Origin of the sequence: Alcanivorax nanhaiticus (genome assembly GCF_000756665.1) — a bacterium.
Classification (GTDB): domain Bacteria; phylum Pseudomonadota; class Gammaproteobacteria; order Pseudomonadales; family Alcanivoracaceae; genus Alcanivorax; species Alcanivorax nanhaiticus.
The window spans coordinates 23,540-42,383 of record NZ_ARXV01000023.1 but is presented as its reverse complement, the minus strand read 5'-3'; the positions used below and the strand labels follow the sequence as shown (position 1 = coordinate 42,383).

At 59.8% G+C, this 18,844-nt stretch carries 20 protein-coding genes; 6 read left to right on the top strand and 14 right to left on the bottom strand.

Going from position 1 to position 18,844, the window contains the following annotated elements:
- Window positions 1–579: 579 nt before the first annotated feature.
- The 6 genes from Y5S_RS18480 to Y5S_RS18455 form a co-directional block, all read right to left on the bottom strand.
- On the bottom strand, window positions 580–912 hold the full coding sequence (locus Y5S_RS18480; protein WP_035235215.1) for a Na+/H+ antiporter subunit G: 333 nt from the start codon (window positions 910–912) through the stop codon (window positions 580–582).
- 78 nt (window positions 913–990) lie between these two features.
- The gene (locus Y5S_RS18475) at window positions 991–1,260 is read right to left on the bottom strand and encodes a K+/H+ antiporter subunit F (RefSeq protein WP_035235212.1); all 270 of its coding nucleotides are present in this window, start codon (window positions 1,258–1,260) and stop codon (window positions 991–993) included.
- Window positions 1,254–1,751, bottom strand: a complete 498-nt coding sequence (locus Y5S_RS18470; protein ID WP_035235209.1) for a Na+/H+ antiporter subunit E — start codon at window positions 1,749–1,751, stop codon at window positions 1,254–1,256. The genes Y5S_RS18475 and Y5S_RS18470 overlap by 7 nt, the downstream gene beginning before the upstream one ends.
- Window positions 1,748–3,229: a monovalent cation/H+ antiporter subunit D gene (locus tag Y5S_RS18465; RefSeq protein WP_035235206.1), complete on the bottom strand. Its 1,482-nt coding sequence runs from the start codon at window positions 3,227–3,229 to the stop codon at window positions 1,748–1,750. Before Y5S_RS18465 ends, Y5S_RS18470 begins: the two co-directional genes overlap by 4 nt.
- On the bottom strand, window positions 3,226–3,570 hold the full coding sequence (locus Y5S_RS18460) for a Na+/H+ antiporter subunit C (protein WP_035235203.1): 345 nt from the start codon (window positions 3,568–3,570) through the stop codon (window positions 3,226–3,228). The genes Y5S_RS18465 and Y5S_RS18460 overlap by 4 nt, the downstream gene beginning before the upstream one ends.
- Window positions 3,570–6,368 carry a monovalent cation/H+ antiporter subunit A gene (locus tag Y5S_RS18455; protein WP_035235201.1) on the bottom strand — a complete coding sequence of 933 codons (2,799 nt, stop codon included), beginning with the start codon at window positions 6,366–6,368 and terminating at the stop codon, window positions 3,570–3,572. Before Y5S_RS18455 ends, Y5S_RS18460 begins: the two co-directional genes overlap by 1 nt.
- A 502-nt stretch (window positions 6,369–6,870) precedes the next feature.
- On the opposite strand from Y5S_RS18455, the gene polA reads away from it, so the two are divergent.
- The gene (gene polA, locus Y5S_RS18450) at window positions 6,871–9,639 is read left to right on the top strand and encodes a DNA polymerase I (protein WP_035235198.1); all 2,769 of its coding nucleotides are present in this window, start codon (window positions 6,871–6,873) and stop codon (window positions 9,637–9,639) included.
- A 142-nt stretch (window positions 9,640–9,781) separates the two neighbouring features.
- Here polA and Y5S_RS18445 read toward each other — a convergent pair whose 3' ends face one another.
- Both Y5S_RS18445 and Y5S_RS18440 read right to left on the bottom strand, forming a co-directional pair.
- On the bottom strand, window positions 9,782–10,069 hold the full coding sequence (locus tag Y5S_RS18445) for a hypothetical protein (protein ID WP_035235196.1): 288 nt from the start codon (window positions 10,067–10,069) through the stop codon (window positions 9,782–9,784).
- 300 nt (window positions 10,070–10,369) lie between these two features.
- On the bottom strand, window positions 10,370–10,729 hold the full coding sequence (locus Y5S_RS18440; protein WP_035235193.1) for a winged helix-turn-helix transcriptional regulator: 360 nt from the start codon (window positions 10,727–10,729) through the stop codon (window positions 10,370–10,372).
- Between the two features lie 130 nt (window positions 10,730–10,859).
- Between Y5S_RS18440 and Y5S_RS18435 the strand changes: the two genes are divergently transcribed.
- From Y5S_RS18435 to Y5S_RS18425, 3 genes are all read left to right on the top strand, one after another.
- Window positions 10,860–11,453, top strand: coding sequence for an NAD(P)H-dependent oxidoreductase (locus tag Y5S_RS18435; protein ID WP_081939834.1), 594 nt, complete (start codon window positions 10,860–10,862; stop codon window positions 11,451–11,453).
- Between the two features lie 13 nt (window positions 11,454–11,466).
- Entirely contained in the window at window positions 11,467–11,787 is a 321-nt protein-coding gene (locus tag Y5S_RS18430; RefSeq protein ID WP_052041716.1) for a cupin domain-containing protein, read from the top strand.
- Window positions 11,788–11,905: 118 nt separating this feature from the next.
- Complete coding sequence (locus Y5S_RS18425) at window positions 11,906–12,307, top strand: GFA family protein (RefSeq protein WP_035235187.1); 402 nt, start codon at window positions 11,906–11,908, stop codon at window positions 12,305–12,307.
- A gap of 5 nt (window positions 12,308–12,312) precedes the next feature.
- On the opposite strand, the gene Y5S_RS18420 is transcribed toward Y5S_RS18425, so the two are convergent.
- Window positions 12,313–12,738 (bottom strand): hypothetical protein, encoded by a 426-nt coding sequence (locus tag Y5S_RS18420; protein WP_035235185.1) that lies wholly within the window; start codon window positions 12,736–12,738, stop codon window positions 12,313–12,315.
- 100 nt (window positions 12,739–12,838) lie between these two features.
- Here Y5S_RS18420 and Y5S_RS18415 point away from each other — a divergent pair, with 100 nt between their 5' ends.
- Window positions 12,839–13,240 carry an MAPEG family protein gene (locus Y5S_RS18415; RefSeq protein WP_035235182.1) on the top strand — a complete coding sequence of 134 codons (402 nt, stop codon included), beginning with the start codon at window positions 12,839–12,841 and terminating at the stop codon, window positions 13,238–13,240.
- 58 nt (window positions 13,241–13,298) lie between these two features.
- Here the strand turns inward: Y5S_RS18415 and hchA are convergent, their stop codons facing one another.
- From hchA to Y5S_RS18390, 5 genes are all read right to left on the bottom strand, one after another.
- Window positions 13,299–14,180, bottom strand: coding sequence for a glyoxalase III HchA (gene hchA / locus Y5S_RS18410; RefSeq protein WP_081939833.1), 882 nt, complete (start codon window positions 14,178–14,180; stop codon window positions 13,299–13,301).
- A 170-nt stretch (window positions 14,181–14,350) separates the two neighbouring features.
- Complete coding sequence (locus tag Y5S_RS18405) at window positions 14,351–14,824, bottom strand: hypothetical protein (protein ID WP_035235179.1); 474 nt, start codon at window positions 14,822–14,824, stop codon at window positions 14,351–14,353.
- Between the two features lie 16 nt (window positions 14,825–14,840).
- Complete coding sequence (locus Y5S_RS18400; protein ID WP_035235177.1) at window positions 14,841–15,758, bottom strand: alpha/beta fold hydrolase; 918 nt, start codon at window positions 15,756–15,758, stop codon at window positions 14,841–14,843.
- A 125-nt stretch (window positions 15,759–15,883) separates the two neighbouring features.
- Complete coding sequence (locus Y5S_RS18395; RefSeq protein WP_052041715.1) at window positions 15,884–16,627, bottom strand: helix-turn-helix transcriptional regulator; 744 nt, start codon at window positions 16,625–16,627, stop codon at window positions 15,884–15,886.
- A gap of 37 nt (window positions 16,628–16,664) precedes the next feature.
- Window positions 16,665–17,789, bottom strand: coding sequence for an AraC family transcriptional regulator (locus Y5S_RS18390; RefSeq protein ID WP_231552746.1), 1,125 nt, complete (start codon window positions 17,787–17,789; stop codon window positions 16,665–16,667).
- Here Y5S_RS18390 and Y5S_RS18385 point away from each other — a divergent pair.
- Window positions 17,788–18,711 (top strand): sterol desaturase family protein, encoded by a 924-nt coding sequence (locus Y5S_RS18385; RefSeq protein ID WP_052041714.1) that lies wholly within the window; start codon window positions 17,788–17,790, stop codon window positions 18,709–18,711. The genes Y5S_RS18390 and Y5S_RS18385 overlap by 2 nt on opposite strands.
- Window positions 18,712–18,844: the final 133 nt, after the last annotated feature.

Sequence of the window (18,844 nt, the reverse complement as noted above, 5' to 3'; positions counted from 1 at the left end):
GCTGCCAGGGAGGCTTGCCGCCCTAATCTCGGGGGAGAGATCAGGGAGTCCAAATAAGCTACGAACCGGCTGAGGGTACTGGGGGATCGGGGGGTGCCAATCCGTAGCTATTCGTTATGACCGCTTCGATTTTCCATTAGTTCCAACCCGCCGTACATTTTACAATTTTCTTTGCAACGCGCTTCAGGCCGCACGCAACAACGCGCCTCAACCCCACCCTCCACGTCGCGATTCCTGTAATCAAAAGACTGCTTTACCACAGAGATCACCGAGGAAAACCAGTCGAGGCCTGAACACGGACGGAGCCAGGTAAATGCTGTAGGAGTTCCGCTCGAGGGACGAACCGCGCGAAGCGCGGCCCCGAAGGGGTCAGCGAAGCGAATAAGCCAATTTGTTGGCCGAACCCCAGAGTGTCGAGTCGCGAGAAGCGAGTTTCGAAAGGCAAAACCCCAAACCTCGCGTCAGTGAGACGCTCTTTTGATTTTCGAAACTCGTTACTCGTCACTCGCTGCTGGAATCCTTGCCTCGCCCAGACTCGGATCGCTCAGGCGAGCTGAGCTCCTGCGGCAGCCCTGTAGTTTACTGCTTCCACGGCTCGCCGCGGGTTTCCCTCATGCGCTTGAGATCCCGATGCATGGCCGCTTTCGCCAGCATGTGTGCCGAGACCGGAGCGGTAATAAACAGGAACAGGGTAATCAGCACTTCATGCAACTGCAGCGCATGCTCCTGCCAGGAAAAGTAGATCAACGAGCCCATAATCGCCCCGCCCACGCCTAACGTGGTGGCCTTGGTCGGGCCATGCAGGCGGGTATAGAAATCCGGCAGTCGGGTCAGCCCGATGGAACCCACCAACGCAAACACACCACCGATGATCACAAAGATCGACACAGCCCATTCAATCAGAGAATCCATAATCGCTCCGCGCCTGGTGCCTGACGCTCAATACCTGACGCAACCTCAGCGTCCGGCTTCGGGCGTCCAGCCTCCGGCTTATTCAATAATATCCCCGCGGGTGACGTACTTGGCCACTGCCACGGTACTCACAAAGCCGATCAGGGCGATCAGCATTGCTGCTTCGAAATACAGCTTGCTGCTTTGCTGAATGCCGTACAGCACGATCAAGGCAATGCTGTTGATGTACATGGTATCCAGCGCCAGCACCCGGTCTGGCAAGCTGGGACCAAAGATCAGCCGCCCCAGATTCAGCACCCAGGCCAGCACAAACAGGCCAATGGCAATCGATAACGCCGTGCTCAACATTCGAAGATCTCCTTCAGCGGACGCTCGTAACGCTGCTTGATCTCGGCCACCAGGGCCGCCGGATCATCCACATCCAGGGCATGGATCAACAGGGTAGTGCGATCCAGGCTCACATCTGCCGATACGGTACCCGGGGTCAGGGAAATGGTGCTGGCCAACAGCGCGATGGCGAAGTCGTCATCCAGCTCCAGCGGGAATTCCACAAAGCCCGGACGCAGGGATTTCAATGGCCCCAGCACCTTGATCGCCACCGACACATTGGCCACCACAATGTCGTAGAGCACCACCACCACAAAACTGAACATCCTCGGCAAATTGCGAACCCGAGGGACATTGGGCCAGAACGGCCTGGTCGTCAGCGGCAGCACCACCGCCAGCACCGCGCCCAGCAACGCATGCCCGGCACTAAAACCGTTCAGCAGCAACCACGCCAGCCACAGTATCAAGCTCAGGCTGGGAAACGGCAGAACACGATCCATGAAGGTCTTCATGCAGCACCTCCCAATACGGCCTGAATATAGGCTTGCGGGGTCAGCAACTGATCCGCCACCGCCGCCGTCCACTGCAGCATGGGTTCAGCCCAGATCGTCATCACCGGGCTCAGCCCCAGCAGCAACAGCACCGCCAGTAACCGGCGACGGGACGGACGCAGGCCAGCACTTTCCCCCGTGGTGCGCCAGAACAAGGTGGAACCGGCCCGACTCATGGCAACCAGTCCGCACAAACCGGCAATCAGCAACAGGGCCCAGTAGAGCGGGTCCGGCACCGTACGCAGCAGGCCTACCTTGCCAACAAACCCGGACAACGGCGGCAACCCGACTACCGCGATGGCAGCAACGAAGAACAACAGGGACAGACGACCACCACCCAGAATCGCCGGGCCTGCCACCAGCCTGTCGCCCACATCACCTCGACCACGGGCGACCAGATCCGCCAGCAGGAACAGAGCAGCGCATATCAGGGTGGAATGAACCAGATAGTAGAGCGCCGGCCCCAAAGCCTCGGCCTGCCCTACTGCAAGGGTCGCCACGATCGTCCCCACCGACATCACCACCAGATAGGCCACCGCCGTCGCCAACCGCTTGGCACCCAGCACCCCGACACAGGCCATGGCAAGCGTAATCAACGCCAGCCACCACAATGCCTCATGGCCCAGGCCAGCAAAGGGACCAGCCGCAAAGGCCAGCGCCGTCACCCGCAAAATCGCGTAGATGCCCACCTTGGTCATGATCGCAAACAGCGCGGCCACCCCCGCAGTGGCACCGGCATAAGCCGCAGGCAACCAGAAGTACAACGGAAACAAGGCCGCCTTGAGGCCAAACACCACCCACAGCAACAGCACAGCCACTCGCAGCAAGGTAGCATCGGTGCCTGTCAGCGCCTGCGCCTTCACCGCGAAATCTGCCATATTCAAGGTGCCGGTGCTGCCATAGATCAGACCCAGCGCAATCAGGAACAGCCCCGAACCAACCAGGTTCAGCACCACATAGTGCAACCCAGCCTTCACCCGCTCCGGCCCACGGCCATGCAGAGCCAGACCATAGGAGGCAATCAGCAGCACTTCGAAGAACACGAACAGGTTGAACAAATCCCCGGTCAGGAAAGCCCCGTTGATACCCATCAACTGGAACTGGAACAGACCATGGAAGTTGGCACCTTTGCGGTCATCGCCACAGCTGGCGTAAATCAGCGCCGGGAACGCCAGCACGGACGTCAACAGCACCATCAGGGCACTCAACCGGTCCAGCACCAGCACAATCCCGAATGGCGCCTCCCAGTTACCCAGCTTGTACACAGTGTGAGTGCCATCCCAGGCCTGCTGCACCAATAGCACCGCCACCACCAGTGACGCCACACAAGCCAGCAGCCCGGTCCAGCGACGCATACGATGACGTTCGCGCACCTCCATCAACAGGAACAGCCCGGCCAACGCCGGGATCAGGACGGGAGCAATAATCCAGTGGCTCATTGCGCCCCCCCTTGATCTTCGCCATCACTACCATCCACATGATCCGTGTAGTGCTCGCCCTGGCTACGCAGGGCCAGCACGACCAGGAAGGCGGTCATGGCAAAGCCGATCACGATGGCCGTCAGCACCAGTGCCTGCGGCAGCGGATCGGTGGGGTTCTCGCTCATACCCACCACAGCCACTTCATTGATTTTCAGCCCACCCATGGAGAACAGGAACACGTTCACCCCATAGCTGAGCAGGGTCAGGCCCATGACCACCGGGAAGGTCCGTGCGCGCAGGCACAGGTACACCCCGGTGGACACCAGCACACCAATAATCAGTGCAACCAAGAGTTCCATCAGGCGTCCTCCCTCTTGTCATCCAGCAGCGACAGCTTGCCCAGATTGGCCAGCATCAACAGCGTCGCCCCCACTACCGTGAGGAACACCCCGGTATCAAACAGCATGGCGGTAGCCAGCTCGAACTTGCCCACCACAGGCCAGTAGATGTAGGTGAAATCACTGGTCAGGAACGGATAGCCAAACGCCCAACTACCCACGCCGGTCAGCCCCGCCAGCAACACACCCAGCGCTACCACCGGGTGGTAATCCCCCGGCATGCGGCTGTGCACCCAGCCCACCCCGGACGCCACGTACTGCAGCACCAGCGCCACCGAGGTGATCAGGCCCGCCACGAAACCGCCGCCGGGCAGGTTGTGGCCACGCAGGAAGATGTACACCGCAATCAGCAGGGCCAGCGGCAGCAGCGGCCGGGAAATGGTCACCAGAATCAGCGGGTGAGCATCCCGGGCCCAGGGCCGGCCCAGGGAATCGTACTTGGCGGAGCGCAGCTCCAGATCCTTGAGCAAGGCGTAGATGCCCATGGCCGCCACACCCAGCACGGTAATCTCGCCAAAGGTGTCAAAGCCCCGGAAATCCACCAGGATCACGTTCACCACATTGGTGCCACCGCCGCCGGGCTTGCTGTTATCCATGAAGAACTGGCTGATGGTGCTGGTTTCGCCGGTCATCACCAGGAACGCCAGGGTCGCCACCCCGGCACCACAGATCACCGCCAGCAGAATGTCACGAATCACCCGGATGGAGGACGACTCCACCTTGGTGCGCACCGGCAGGAAGTACATGGCCAGCATCAGCAACAGCATGGTCACCACTTCCACCGACAGCTGGGTCAACGCCAGATCCGGTGCCGAAAAACGCACAAACAGCAGCGACACCATCAGGCCCACCACGCTCAGGGACATGATCGAGGTCATCCGGTGACGATGCAGCACCGTGGTCAGCAATGCTGCCGCCACCAGCATGGCAGTACACAGGATCGCCACACCATCCATGGGCAGTGAATACTGACTCAGGTCCAGACCGGACAACGGCGCCAGCTGGGTCAGCATGATCACCGCCACCAGCGTAACCAGCCAGGCCACATAGCTCTGCAAGGAACCGTTCTGGAAACGCCCGGTGAGGGCTGCCGCCCAACGACCGATCTGCTGCACCCGGCCTTCGAACACCAGCTTGGCATCCAGCTGCGGCAGGCGCGCCCATACATCAAACAGACGGCGGCGCTGGGTATACGCCAACACCCCGCCAATCGTCGCCACAAAACTCATCACCAACGGCAGGTTGAAACCATGCCAGATAGACAGGTGATACTCCGGCAGAGTGCCGCCCAACGTGGCCGAAGCCGCCACCGCCAGCAGGCCGGCCACAGTGATGGCAGGGAACACACCCACCGCCACACACAACGCCACCAGAATCTCCACCGGCACCTTCATGTAGCGCGGTGGTTCATGGGGCGGGTACTTGGGCAGGTTCACCGGCTCGCCGTTGAAGAACACGTCATGAATAAAGCGTGCCGAATAGGCCACCGAGAACACCCCGCCCAGGGTGGCACCCACCGGCAGGATCCAGCTCAGGGCACCCAGCTGATGGGATCCCAGCGTCTCGGCAAAGAACATTTCCTTGGACAGGAAGCCGTTCAGCAACGGCACCCCGGCCATGGCCGCCGACGCCACCATGGCCAGCACCGCCGTATAAGGCATGTACTTCCACAGGCCGTTAATGCGACGCATGTCGCGGGTACCGGTTTCGTGATCAATAATCCCCGCCGCCATGAACAGGCTGGCCTTGAAGGTGGCGTGGTTGATGATATGGAACACCGCCGCCACCGCGGCCATTTCGCGGTTCAACCCGAACAACAGGGTAATCAGGCCCAGATGACTGATAGTGGAATAGGCCAGCAGGCCCTTCAGGTCATGCTGGAACAGGGCCACAAAGGCCGCCCACAGCAACGTCAGCATGCCCGCCATGGACACCAGCATGAACCACAGGTCGGTGCCCGCCAACGCCGGGTAGAGCCGCGCCAGCAGGAATACCCCCGCCTTCACCATGGTGGCGGAATGCAGGTAAGCACTTACCGGCGTGGGTGCAGCCATGGCGTGGGGCAGCCAGAAATGGAACGGGAACTGGGCACTCTTGGTGAACACACCCAGCAGCACCAGACACAGGATCACCGGGTACCAGGGATTACTGCGGATCACATCGCCGCTTTCCAGCACCGTCTGCAGATTGAATGTGCCTACCACATCACCGATCAGCAGCACCCCGGCCAGCAGCGCCAGGCCGCCCATGCCGGTGACCGTCATGGCCATGCGCGCACCCTTGCGCGCGCCGGTCTGGTGGCCCCAGAAACCAATCAGCAAGAAAGAACTGAGGCTGGTCAGCTCCCAGAACACCACCAGCAACAACAGGTTGTCACTGGTGACCACCCCAAGCATGGCACCCATAAAGAGCAGCAGGTAAGCATAGAAGCGCCCGGCTTTCTCCTTGGCGGAGAGGTAATAGCGGGCGTAGAGAATCACCAGCAGGCCGATGCCCAGCACCAGCAGGGCAAACAGCAACGCCAGCCCGTCCAGACGGAAGGCCAGCGACAAATCCAGCGAGGGAATCCAGGGCAGAGTGCTGTGCAGGGTTTCCCCGGCAAACACCTGCATGGCCGGGCTCACCAGCAACGCCAGCGCCGTGGCCGGCATCAACGCCGCCGCAAACGCCATCAGGGTGCGGTTGGCCGACACCCTCTCCACCAACGGTGGCAGGCACGCCCCCAGAAACGGGAGCATCACCACAAAGGCAAGGTTCATAGATCAATCCGTTGTCATGAATCCCGCTTCCCGGAAGCGGATTCTTCGTTTAAACAGGCGGCAACCCGCCCGATAGCTTGACGAGAGAAGGCTAGAAAAACAATGACAACGGCGGATCAGGAAAATACGGACGCCGTCCCCGGCGCGGGCACTGGGACAGGGTGATGCAACAAGTCTGGACCAGAGAAGCGGTCATGGCATCCGTATTAATGGAAAGGAGCACTGAGTATGCCACGGGGGCACCGTGCCGGGCCAGAAGCGAGATACGAGTTTCGAGTTGCGAAAACCCGGGATATCCCGCGCAGGCCTGGCCTTTGCAGGAGCTCATGCTTGCATAGCGATTCTGGCGGCCGAAGAACAACGCCACCAAGAATCAACTCATGAGGGTATATCCTCTCTGTTTTTCGCAACTCGAAACTCGTCACTCGCTCCTCCTCGCCTGCCGAATCCCGCCATTTCCGCTACACTCTCCCCACTCACTCATCAGCAGAAGCCGAGCACCATGTCCGCAGCCGAAAAACCCATCATCCTCGTCGATGGCTCCTCCTACCTGTACCGCGCCTTTCACGCCCTGCCGCCGCTCACCACCTCCAGCGGCCAGCCCACCGGGGCGGTGCGCGGGGTGGCGGCCATGCTGCGCAAGCTGATGAAAGACTACGAGCCGGAATACATGGCGGTGATCTTCGACGCCAAGGGCAAGACCTTCCGCGATGAACTGTTCGAGGAATACAAATCCAACCGCCCGCCCATGCCCGACGACCTGCGCGCCCAGGTGCAGCCCCTTCACGACCTGATCCGCGCCATGGGCCTGCCGCTGATCATTGAAGAAGGCGTGGAAGCGGACGACGTGATCGGCACCTTCGCGCGCATCTTCGGCGAGCAGGGCAAACCCGTGCTGATCTCCACCGGCGACAAGGACATGGCCCAGCTGGTCAACGACAAGGTCACCCTGATCAACACCATGAACGACGCCCTCTACGACATCGACGGCGTGATCAAGAAGTTCGGTGTGGGCCCAGAGCTGATCATCGACTTCCTCGCCCTGATGGGCGACAAGGTGGACAACATTCCCGGCGTGCCCGGCGTGGGCGAGAAGACCGCCCTCGGCCTGCTGCAGGGCCTGGGCTCCCTGGAAACCATCTACCAGAACCTGGACAAGGTGGCCGGGCTCAGCTTCCGCGGCGCCAAGACCCTGGGCAAGAAGCTGGAAGAACACAAGGAGATGGCCTTCCTCTCCTACCAGCTGGCCACCATCAAGCTGGACTGCGAACTCAGCGAAGACCAGGACGACCTGAAACTGCAGGCCCCGGACGCGGAAAAACTGGCCGAGTATTACCGCAGCCTGGAATTCAAGGGCTGGCTCAAGGAACTGCTGGGCGGCAAGGACCCAATGGCAGAAGACGCCGGCAAAGACGTGGAGATGGAGGCTGAAGACGATACTCCCCCGGCCCCCGCCTTCGGCCGCGACGCCTACGACATCGTCTACACCCAGGTACAGCTGGACAAGTGGATCGACAAGCTAAAAAGTGCCGGGGAATTTTCCTTCGACACCGAGACCACCAGCCTCAACTACATGAACGCTGAACTGGTGGGCTTCTGCGTGGCAGTGGATGACAAGGCGGCCTACATCCCCTTCGGCCACAACTACCCCGGCGCCCCGGACCAGCTCGACAAGCAGCTCGTCATGGATGCCTTCAAACCGCTGCTGGAAGACGACACGATCAAGAAAATCGGCCAGAACCTGAAGTACGACATGAGCGTGCTGGCCGAGGACGTGGGCATCACCCTGCGCGGCGTGGCCTACGACACCATGCTGGAATCCTACGTGCTGGATTCCGTGGCCACCCGCCACGACATGGACTCCCTGGCCCTGAAATACCTGGGCCGCAAGACCATCAGCTTTGAAGAAATCGCCGGCAAGGGCGCCAAGCAGCTCACCTTCAACCAGGTGGGCCTGCACGAAGCCAGCCGCTACGCCGCCGAAGACGCAGACGTGACCCTGCGCCTGCACCAGACCCTGTGGCCCAAACTGGAAAAGGAAGGCCGCCTGCCAGACGTATTCCGCGACATCGAACTACCGCTGGTGACGGTACTCAGCCGCATAGAGCGCAACGGCACCTACGTAGACGCCACCCTGCTCAAGCACCAGAGCCAGTTCCTGGCCAAGCGCATGGCGGAACTGCAGGAAAAAGCCTTCGAGATCGCCGGGCAGGAATTCAACCTGGCCAGCCCCAAACAGCTGGGTGAAATCCTCTACGAAAAGCTGGAAATTCCGGTCATCAAGAAGACGCCAAAAGGCGCGCCCTCCACCGCCGAACCGGTGCTGCAGGAACTGGCCCTGGAATACCCCCTGCCCCAGGTGATCATGGATTACCGTGGCGTGGCCAAACTGAAGAACACCTACACCGATAAACTGCCGGAGCTGATCAACCAACGCACCGGCCGCGTGCACACCTCCTACCACCAGGCGGTGGCCGCCACCGGGCGCCTGTCCTCCAGTGATCCCAACCTGCAGAACATTCCGGTGCGCAGTGAAGAAGGCCGCAAGATTCGTCAGGCGTTCCTGGCCCCCAAAGGGAAAAAGATTGTCGCCTGCGATTACTCCCAGATCGAACTGCGCATCATGGCGCACCTGAGTGGCGACAAGGGCCTCACCGACGCCTTCGAAAAAGGCCTGGATATCCACCGCGCCACCGCCGCGGAAGTGTGGGGCAAAACCCTCGACGAAGTGAGCGACAACGACCGCCGCAACGCCAAGGCCATCAACTTCGGCCTGATCTACGGCATGAGCTCCTTCGGCCTGGCCAAGCAACTGGGCCTGCCGCGCAAGGAAGCCCAGGACTACATCGACCTGTACTTCGAACGCTACCCGGGCGTAAAACGCTACATGGAAGAAACCCGCGCCCAGGCCTCGGAACAAGGCTACGTGGAAACCCTGTTCGGCCGCCGCCTCTACCTGCCGGAAATCCGCAGCAGCAACGGCCAACGCCGCCAGGCCGCCGAACGCACCGCCATCAACGCCCCCATGCAGGGCACCGCGGCAGACATCATCAAGATGGCCATGATCAAGGTCCACGACTGGCTGGACACAACCGACTTCGATGCCAAGATGATCATGCAGGTGCACGATGAACTGGTGTTTGAAGTGGCGGAGGATCAGGTGGAGGATTTGGTCAAGGAAGTGAAGGGGCGTATGGAGTCAGCGGCGGAGTTGAAGGTGCCGTTGATTGTGGATGCGGGGATTGGGGAGAATTGGGAGGAGGCGCATTGAGAAACGAAGACATGCCACACGCTTCACGCCAGCACGCGAACACCTACGCATCTCCTTACCGGGAAATATGAAGATAAAGAAGCGGGTGCCCAGACACCCGCCAGCTCACACGTTCTCAAGACAAGAAAACCGGGGGCCTTTCTTATTCCCAGTCACTTTTTCTGTCTTGATCCTTGGCCAGTGAATCTACACCACGATCTCTAAGGGCATCGGCGCCGCAGTATTCATAAACCGCATTTTCACCAGCGCCCCACCCCCAGCACGTCGCTGCAATCGGAAAACAGCGCTGGCGCATGTTATTGAGCGTATCGCCTGGATACTGTGCCCTTTTACTTTCCACACATGCCTCTACATCCTCGGCAGGCTGTGCATATGACGGCGGCGCTATCACGGCCATGAGCAAAAGCCCAGACAACACTTTATTGATCATGGAAACTCCATTTGTCAGTCGCCCCAAACAGGGCAATATTGATCAGTGATTTAGCTGCGCATGCCGCACAGTAAAATAGCCATTGATCACCTTTCTGCATTCGTACCCACAGCAGTGCCATACTGCCCTTTGGAGTCTTATCTCTGGGCATGAAGCACTATCAAAGCACCCCTCCCATTCTCCTTGATACTTACAAGGAAACCATCACCCAAATAAGGTATCCGGTGATCGAAAGGAGACCAAGGGGTCGGGAACCGGATGAATTAGGGGTGAATTAGGGGGACACGCACTCATCCCACCCTACCGAATATTATACTTCTCCGACCACAACCGCAGATCCTCCAAAATATCCAGCGCACTGCGCCCCAGCTCGGTGAGTTCATAGGTCACGGCGATGGGGCGGTCGTTGATGACGGTGCGGAGCACCATGCCACGGGCTTCCAGTTCCTTGAGGCGCTGGTCGATCATCTTCTTGGTGGCGCCGCCCAGCATGCGGTTCAGATCATTGAAGCGTACCGGGCCATCCTTGAGGTGGTAGATCAGCGAACCAGTCCACTTGCCGCCGATAATGCGCATCCCCCGCTCGATGGCGCAGGGCTCCATGCAGGCATCGATGACTTTTTTTCGGCCATAACCGTCTGTTTCGATGCGACTTTTCATTTTCTCACCGCCGTTTTCACCAGGTTTCCAAAAGGATACTAATTGATCCGCGCCTTTAGGTATAAATAGTATACCTGAAATAGATTGGTAACCAGCAGCCGCTGCCCTTTACTGTTTCATGGAGACCCTGATGAGCAACATCCTGATTATCAACGCCCACCATCCCTACCCCTTTGCCGAGGGCAGGCTCAACGCCTCGCTGGTGCAACGGGCCAGCGAACAGCTCCAGGCCAATGGCCACCAGACCCGCATTGTGGAGGTGGACAAGGGCTGGGACGTGGAGCAGGAACTGGCCCACCACCAGTGGGCCGATGTGATCCTGTTGCAGACCCCGGTGAACTGGATGGGGGTGCCGTGGGTGTTCAAGAAATACATGGACGAGGTGTACACCGCCGGCATGGGCGGGGCGCTGTGTAATGGCGATGGCCGCACTGAAGCCGCGCCCAAGGCCAACTACGGTGCCGGCGGCACGTTGAACGGCAAGCGCTACATGCTCTCGCTGACCTTCAACGCCCCCGAAGAAGCCTTTGATGACCCGCAGGAATACCTGTTCCAGGGCAAGGGCGTGGACGACCTGCTGTTCCCCATGCACATGAACTTCCGCTTCTTCGGCATGACACCCCTGGACACCTTCGCCTGCTTCGACGTGATGAAGAATGCCCAGGTGGAGAACGACTTTGTGCGTTTCCAGCAGCATCTCGACACCCAGTTCCCGGCCGCCTGAAGGAGTGCCCCTGATGAAGACCTCTGCGATTGCCATTGTGCTACTGGGCATGGCCCTGAACCTGAGCGCCTGTGCCACCGCCAACCAGCAGGATCACCGCCCTGCCCATGTGACCTCACCCGACCAGTACCGGGTACTGCTGGAGAACGATCAGGTGCTGGTACTGGAGATGGTGCTGGAGCCGGGTGAATCCGACCGCCTCCATGACCACCGCGATGAAACCGTGTATTTCCAGCAAGGGGGCTCCCTGCGCATCAGCCTGGCCGGCGGCGAGGCCATGGACGTGACCGTACCCGATGGCCATGTGATGTGGCACGAGGCCTGGACGCACTAGGTGACCAACACGGGCAGCGAGCCGGTGATGGCCATTATTGTGGAAGCGAAGCCCTGAACTCGAATACCGGCAGGCGGGCCATCAGGCCCGCCATCGTCGCAACGAAAAGGAGCACACCATGACAGAACAGCATCAGGTGCATTGTGATTGTGGTGAGGTGGTCATCACCCTCAACGGCAGCCCCAGAGTGCACGCCCACTGCCACTGCGAAGATTGCCGCAACCTGCTACAGGTGCCCTACCATTCCGTGCTGGCCTGGGACGGCAACCAGGTCAGTGTCAGCAAGGGCAGTGACGCACTCACCGTATTCCAGTCCCCCACCAGCAATATGACCCGCGCCTTCTGCCAGCACTGTGGTGAGGTGCTCTACAACACCAATGCCATGGGCTGGAAGATCGTTTCGCAATGGCTGTACCGGAAAAACCACCACGACACTCTGCCGGAAAGCTGCCAACCCAACGTGCACTTTTTCTATGATCGGCGCACCGTGGACATCGACGACACCTTACCCAAACGATGATCTGTTTACGGTCTCTCCACCAACTGCTCAAGCAACGTATCGATTTCCGCTTTCAGCTCTTTATCTTCCAGCTTGTTCGCGTTCACCTTTGCCGCCTCAAGACTGCTGATCGCCGCCTGGGTTTGCCCCAGTTCTGCCTGCAGCCTGGCCATGGACAGACCGATGGAGGAAAGATGATCCTTGGCATTGATGACCTGCGCCTTACCCATGGCTTTTTCATACAGCGCCAGCGCCGCATCGAAATCCTCAGTGAAGTCACCCAGCGTTTCCCATTGCTCGGGATGGTCTTTATCCGTGTTTTCGTTATCCGTGCAGATACCCTTGAGCTGGCCATACAGCGCAGCAAATTCCGCCTTGTTACCTTTTCGGTCCGCTTCCATCAGCTTCTCAGCCAGGCTGTAAACGGCTTTGTATAACTTGGTGTTAATCATTGTCTATCCATCAAAAGTAAACAGAGGACTCTCACCCACTTCACGTGATCTTGCCCCACACCTGACCACGCTGGCAGTTTACGCGAAAAAGGGCCACCCCATGACCGGCATGACTGCACTACTAATTTATATCGTCTGGACGCTGATTCTGGCGCTCAGCTACGCCACCTACCGGCTGCCGCTTGTACTCACCGGCAAGAAATCCGCCAACCACTGGGAGCGGGGCAAGCCCGTTGATGATCCGGCCATTCTGGTTCGCGCCAAGGCCGCGCACCTGAATTGCCTGGAAAACCTGCCGCTGTTCGCCGCCCTGGTGCTGATCGGTGCGGCCACTGACCAGATCGTTGCCGTGAATGACGTCGCCGGCATCATCGTAGCCGCCCGCATCGGCCAAAGCCTGGTGCATCTGATCGGCACCAGCTTCCCGCTGGTCTTCATCCGCGCCAGCCTGTTCCTGACACAGGTGGCACTGATGCTGTATCTGGCGTTTGCGCTGATCTGATTCCCGTAACAAGAGCAGAAAACTAGGCGGGAATCGGAGTCGATTCCCGCCTTAATGCCTACCCCGCCCCGTTCACCTCTGCCAGCAACGCCCTCGCCGCCAGCTTGCCAAACTCATTGGCCGCATCCGGGCTGTCGCCGGTGATCAGCTTCCGGTCTTCGCAGCAGCTGCCATTGGCTTTCTTGTTGATGATTTCCACGCCCTGCTCGCGAAGCCGGTCGCCGAAGTACCAGGGCATGGGGCCGGGCAGGTAGCCGAACTTGGGGGTGAGCTTGTCGAGGCTGTCCGGGAAGACCGCCATCTTGTAACCGTGATAGGCGAAGTCCCCGGGATCGCCGCCACGGTTTTCCGCCAGCAAGGCCGCAGGGCCGTGGCAGATCGTGAGCATGTGTTTGTCGTTGGCGTTGACCCAGCGGATCAGGGTTTGCAGGTCTTCACTGTCCGGCAGGCCCAACATAGCGCCGTGGCCGCCGGGGATAAACACCGCCACGTAGTCGGCGTGATCTTCCAGTCCTGAGGCGACCAGGGCCTTCAGGGATTGAGGCTGTTCAAATTGCGGCTGGTAGCGTTGCAGGGCATCAGTAACCGCGTCGTCCTTCTCCGGCACCGCCCACCTTTCAATCTTCACCGGTGCCCCGGTAGGCGTGCAGACCTCGATCTGGAAGCCGGCTTTTTCCAGGTGCAGCAGTGGCACCATCATTTCCACCGGGTGATTGCCGGTGGAAAACTTCACGCCGTTTGCCATGGTCATGTAGCGTTCTTCGGTACAGACCATCAGCACCTTGGCCGTGCCGCCCTGAAGGGCATCCGGGTACTCGGCATGGTCGTAATCGGTCTTGCTTTTGGTAGCCAGCTTCAGCGCCACGGGGGAAGGCGTGAAGCCACCCTCACCATCGTCCTTGGGCGCCATACGAAACAGTGCCTTGATGCCATTCGCCATGCGTCCTCCTGATGCCGGGTTTTCTGCCGCTGTGACCGGCGCGATTCATGCCTTCCGGGTAGTGGCTTTTACCTTATCAGAAAGTGCTAACGGACTGGCCCAACCGTTTCGTGTGATTACTGTGACCAGGGGAGGTGTGACCCACGGCGCCCCTTGATGGCTTTCTCTCTTCAAGTCACCGAGGCACCCAGCAGACTTTCCACCGCCTTCAGGCTTCCCGCTTCCCGGGCCAGTTCTTTGTTGGCAAAGGCCTCGATGGCTTTTTCATGGGCGTACACGTAGGCAAAGAATCCCTGCGTGTCATCGTCGGAATGCTCTTTCAGGCGCAGGAATTTTTCCTGGAAGGGTTGAGTGGCGTCACGGACCAGTTTCATGGCCAGCCGCCAGGGCATGACACCCAACGCCGCCCCTTCCGCCCGACCTTTCAAGGCCCAACCTTTGGGTTCGATGACGGTCTGGCCGGTTTGTGCCATGTGGTCCAGGTAGCGCTGCAGGGTTTGCGCTTCCAGCGCCTTGAGTGCCAGCCATTTTGCCTTGCGCTCCGGCTTGCGGGTGAGGCGGGCGGCGGTATCAAATACCGCCAGCCCATACACTTCGGATTCATGGATACGCTGCAGGTCAGCCTGGTATTCGGGGTAATTCATCCTGTCTCTCCTCGGGTCAGGCAGCGGCGACCGCCGCCTTGTGATGTTGGGTAATGCTGCTGAGAGCTTGTGTCAGGGCATGACCGAATTGCTCCGGGCTTTCCATGAAAGGCATATGGCCCACATTCCAGAACACCTCCGTGTGCGCGTCAGGCACCCGGTCCGCCAGCAATAGCGATTGGGCGGTGGGCACCACCGGGTCGTGGCTGCCCACAAACAGATGGCAAGGCACCTGAATTGCGTCGAGCTGTTGGCCGATTTCCAGCCTGCTGATGCCATTGAACAGACAGTACAGCGCCCCGGCATCCTGTGCCCCAGTATCGGCGCGAAGGTTATCGAGCATGGCCTGACTCAGCGGATGACGCAGGAAGGCACGGCGATCCCGGGCCAGCAGGCTGGCAAAGGTTTTCTGCACAAAACGGCTCCGCCGGGCAATGGCGATATTGGCGGCAAACAGCGGCCGCCCCCACCGCCCCAGGCCGGCCAGTTTCACCAACAGGCCTTCTACCCCGCCCCACTGACCACTGTGGAACCCGGCGACGCTCACCACCCCGGCCAACAGGGGCGAATGATGGACGGCCAGATTCAGGGCCGCGAAGCCACCGGTGGAATGCCCCACCACAATGGCCTTGCGCCCCTTTAGCAGCTGCTTCAGGGCCCCGTTGATGATCCGGTAGAACCAGGCATCGTCCACCTGCTCCGCCTGAAAGTCTGCCGGTACAGTGGAAGGAGGATGGGCGGGCAAGCTCAGGGCGTACCAGGGGCGATTGTCGCGATACGCCGCCGGCAGGGCATCGCGCCAGAAATTCACCGACGCCAGCACCCCATGAATGAACACCACCGCGGGCTCACCGGGCTGCGCCAGGTGCTCATTGACGGCCAGACAGGCCAGACGGTGGCCTTCGATATCCACAAACCGTTCTGTTACCTCCATACGCGCTCCTGATCCTTGTCATGTGGGAGGGAACAAGCGTAGCGAGGAAGGCGGCAGGCGTATTGAACGAAACAGCTACACGCTTCAGGCCACGCTGAGCATGCGAGGAGTGATTCAGAGGTTCTCTAAGATTGCTGAGCCTGCTGCCAGGCGTGCAGGGCATCCATGTAGGTGAGGCCAAAGGATTCCGCGAAGGCCCGGCTCATGTGCGGCAAATCACTGAAACCGGCCTGCATGGCAGCGTCCATGGGGTTCACGCCGTCCAGCAGTGCATCCATGGCCATCCGCAGTTTGAGCCACTTCTTGTAGCTGCGCAGCGGAATGCCCGCCTGTTCCACAAACCAGTGGGAGAATCGGCTGGGTGAGAGGTTCACCTGTTGCGCAAGGGCATCGCGGTCAGGATCGTCACCGGCACGGAGCTGCGCCGTGATGGCCGCGACCACCTCCCGAAAACGGGCATCCATCGCGGTGCCCGGCTCCGTGCCGGTGAGCAGATCCGAGCCCAGCAGGACACGCAGATCACTGCTCGCCGACAATTCGCGTAGCAGCACAGGCAGGTCGTCCTCTTCCAGCACTACCCAATCCTCACCGCTGGCCTCACCCAGCGCCTTGAGCGGGGAAACGGTTAACGGATCGAAGTAAATGGAACAGACATAACCGGAGAATAGCTGGTGCTTCACCTTGGACGACAGGAACATCGCCCGGGCATGGCGCCGACCGGATTGCCCGGCTTCAAATTCCAGCTCGCCTTCCAGGGCAATGGTGAGCTGCGCCGCCCAGTGACTGTGCGGATTGTTCGGCCCCACGTGCCCCCGAAAGATGGCCACGCTATCGGAAAAAACGATATCCAGCTTCCAGTCCTTTTCCATGGCTCACGGTGTCCGGTTAGTTACCTAATTGTGTCACTTAATTGTCCCCCCGCCACGCCCCCGGCGACACCCCCACCCACTGTTTAAACGCCCGGTTAAACGAGCTCTGCTCGGCAAAGCCCAGCAGCATGGTGATTTCGAAAAGCGATAGCGACGGGTCGCGCAGGTAGCTTTGTGCCAGTTCCTGGCGGGTGCGATCCAGCAACCCCTGGAAAGTCTGGCCGCTTTGTGTGAGACGGCGTTGCAGGGTACGAACGGAGATGGCCATTTCGTTGGCCACGTCTTTCAGGGATACCCGCGCATCGGGCAACAGGCGCAGAAACACCTGCTGCACCTGAAAGGCGAAGGGATCATTGCCCGGCAAGGCGTTGGACAAGGCCACAGACTGGCGATCAAGAATCTGGCGCAGGGCCGGGTTGGCGGTGGGCAGGGGGATGCTGAGGTAATCCGCCGGGAAGCGCACCGCCACATAGGGCGCGCCAAAGCGCACCGGGCAACCAAAGAAGGCTTCATACACCGCCGGGTTATCCGGAGCCGGCGAGGAGAAGGTGACTTCTGCCGGGTTGGGGGCGTTGGGGACGATCTTGCGCAGGAAGCTGATCAGCGCCGAGATGGCGGTTTCATCTACCAACAACCCGAGACTCAAACCACCGTACACAGGCCAGCCGATCTCCGCTTCATCCCCGCGAATCACCACTTCCGCCATGCGGATGCCATAGAAAAGGGACTCGAAGCGCTGGTAGGCATACAAGGCTTGCCCCAGGTTATCACTGGCCTGCACCAGATAACCCAGCACGCCCACATGACCCGGGCCGATACAGGCACCAATCTCCAGACCGCGCCCGTCACCGGGGCTGACCGCATAAGCCCGCCGCAGCAGTTCCAGCCACTGGATCAGCGGCACCTGCTCCCCCGGTGCCAACCGTGATACTGCGGCCCGCAGGGTAGGTGCGCTCAACTGGTACTGGTCCAGCCAGTCCAACAACACGCGTACATAGGAGCCGTTGACGCGGATGGCAGAGGGATCAGGATAATTTGGCGTCATGGCACGATTAGATAATAGCTTGGCATGATCCGTCAATCCGATAAGCCCGCCCTTTTCTACCATGACTTCATCAGAGCTGACAGAGCTTTGCCCCATTATTTCAGGGAGCCATGACATGAACCCCATTGATTTTGCGGTTACCGCCTACCAGAACGCGGACTTCAAACAACTGCTGCTGGTCGGCATGCTGCCGCTGTTTGGTCTCAGCGCGTTGATCGAGGCCTGGCGCTTTCGTGGCACTGACATCTACAGCCTCAAGGATTCCGCCGCCAGCATGACCCTGGGGGCCAGCTACGTGCTATTGGAAGTCGTCGTAAATGCCCTGTTCGTGTTCGCCTTTATGGACTGGGTGTACAGCTTCCGACTGATGGATATTGCCATTACGCCATGGACTTTCGCGTTGCTGTTTGTGCTGGTGGATTTCCTGTTTTATGTCTACCACGTCACCGCCCACAAGGTGCGCTGGTTCTGGGCCACCCATGTGGTGCACCACGCTTCCGAGCACATGAACTTCACCACCGCCGGCCGGCAGAGCACCCTGTATGCGTTCAGCGGTTTGTTCCTGTTTTTCCTGCCGCCGGTGCTGTTGGGTTTTGAGCCCGCCTGGGGACTGTTTGCGCTTGCCCTGAACCTGTCTTACCAGTGGTTCATTCACACCCAGTGGGTGAAGAAACTGCCGCGCCCGATCGAGTTCATTTTCAATACGCCGTCGCATCACCGTGTACATCACGGTCGCAACCCGGAATACATCGACCGTAACTTCGGCGGCACTTTCATTATCTGGGACCGTCTGTTTGGTACCTTTGTCGAAGAGCGCGACGACCTGCCGCCGGAGTATGGCATTACCCGCCAGATCCACAGCTACAACCCGATCACCCTGACACTGCATGAGTTCATTGCAATGTTTAAGGATATGGCCAAGCCGGGGCCGCTGTGGCTGCGATTGAAACATCTTTGGGCGACACCGGAATGGCAACGACCGGAAGAAAGTCCTGCCCCCAAGCAGCCGCCGATATCTGCCTCCCGGCAGGAGGCATAAAGATCAATTCAAAAACAGAAAGGGCTGCCAGGCAGTAAGGCGGTTCACTTAAGATCGGGGCTTCTGTGGGAGCCTCGCTTGAGAGGCGAATCCGGGCCTTGGCGAGGAAACTCCGACGCCGGTTCGCGGCTCA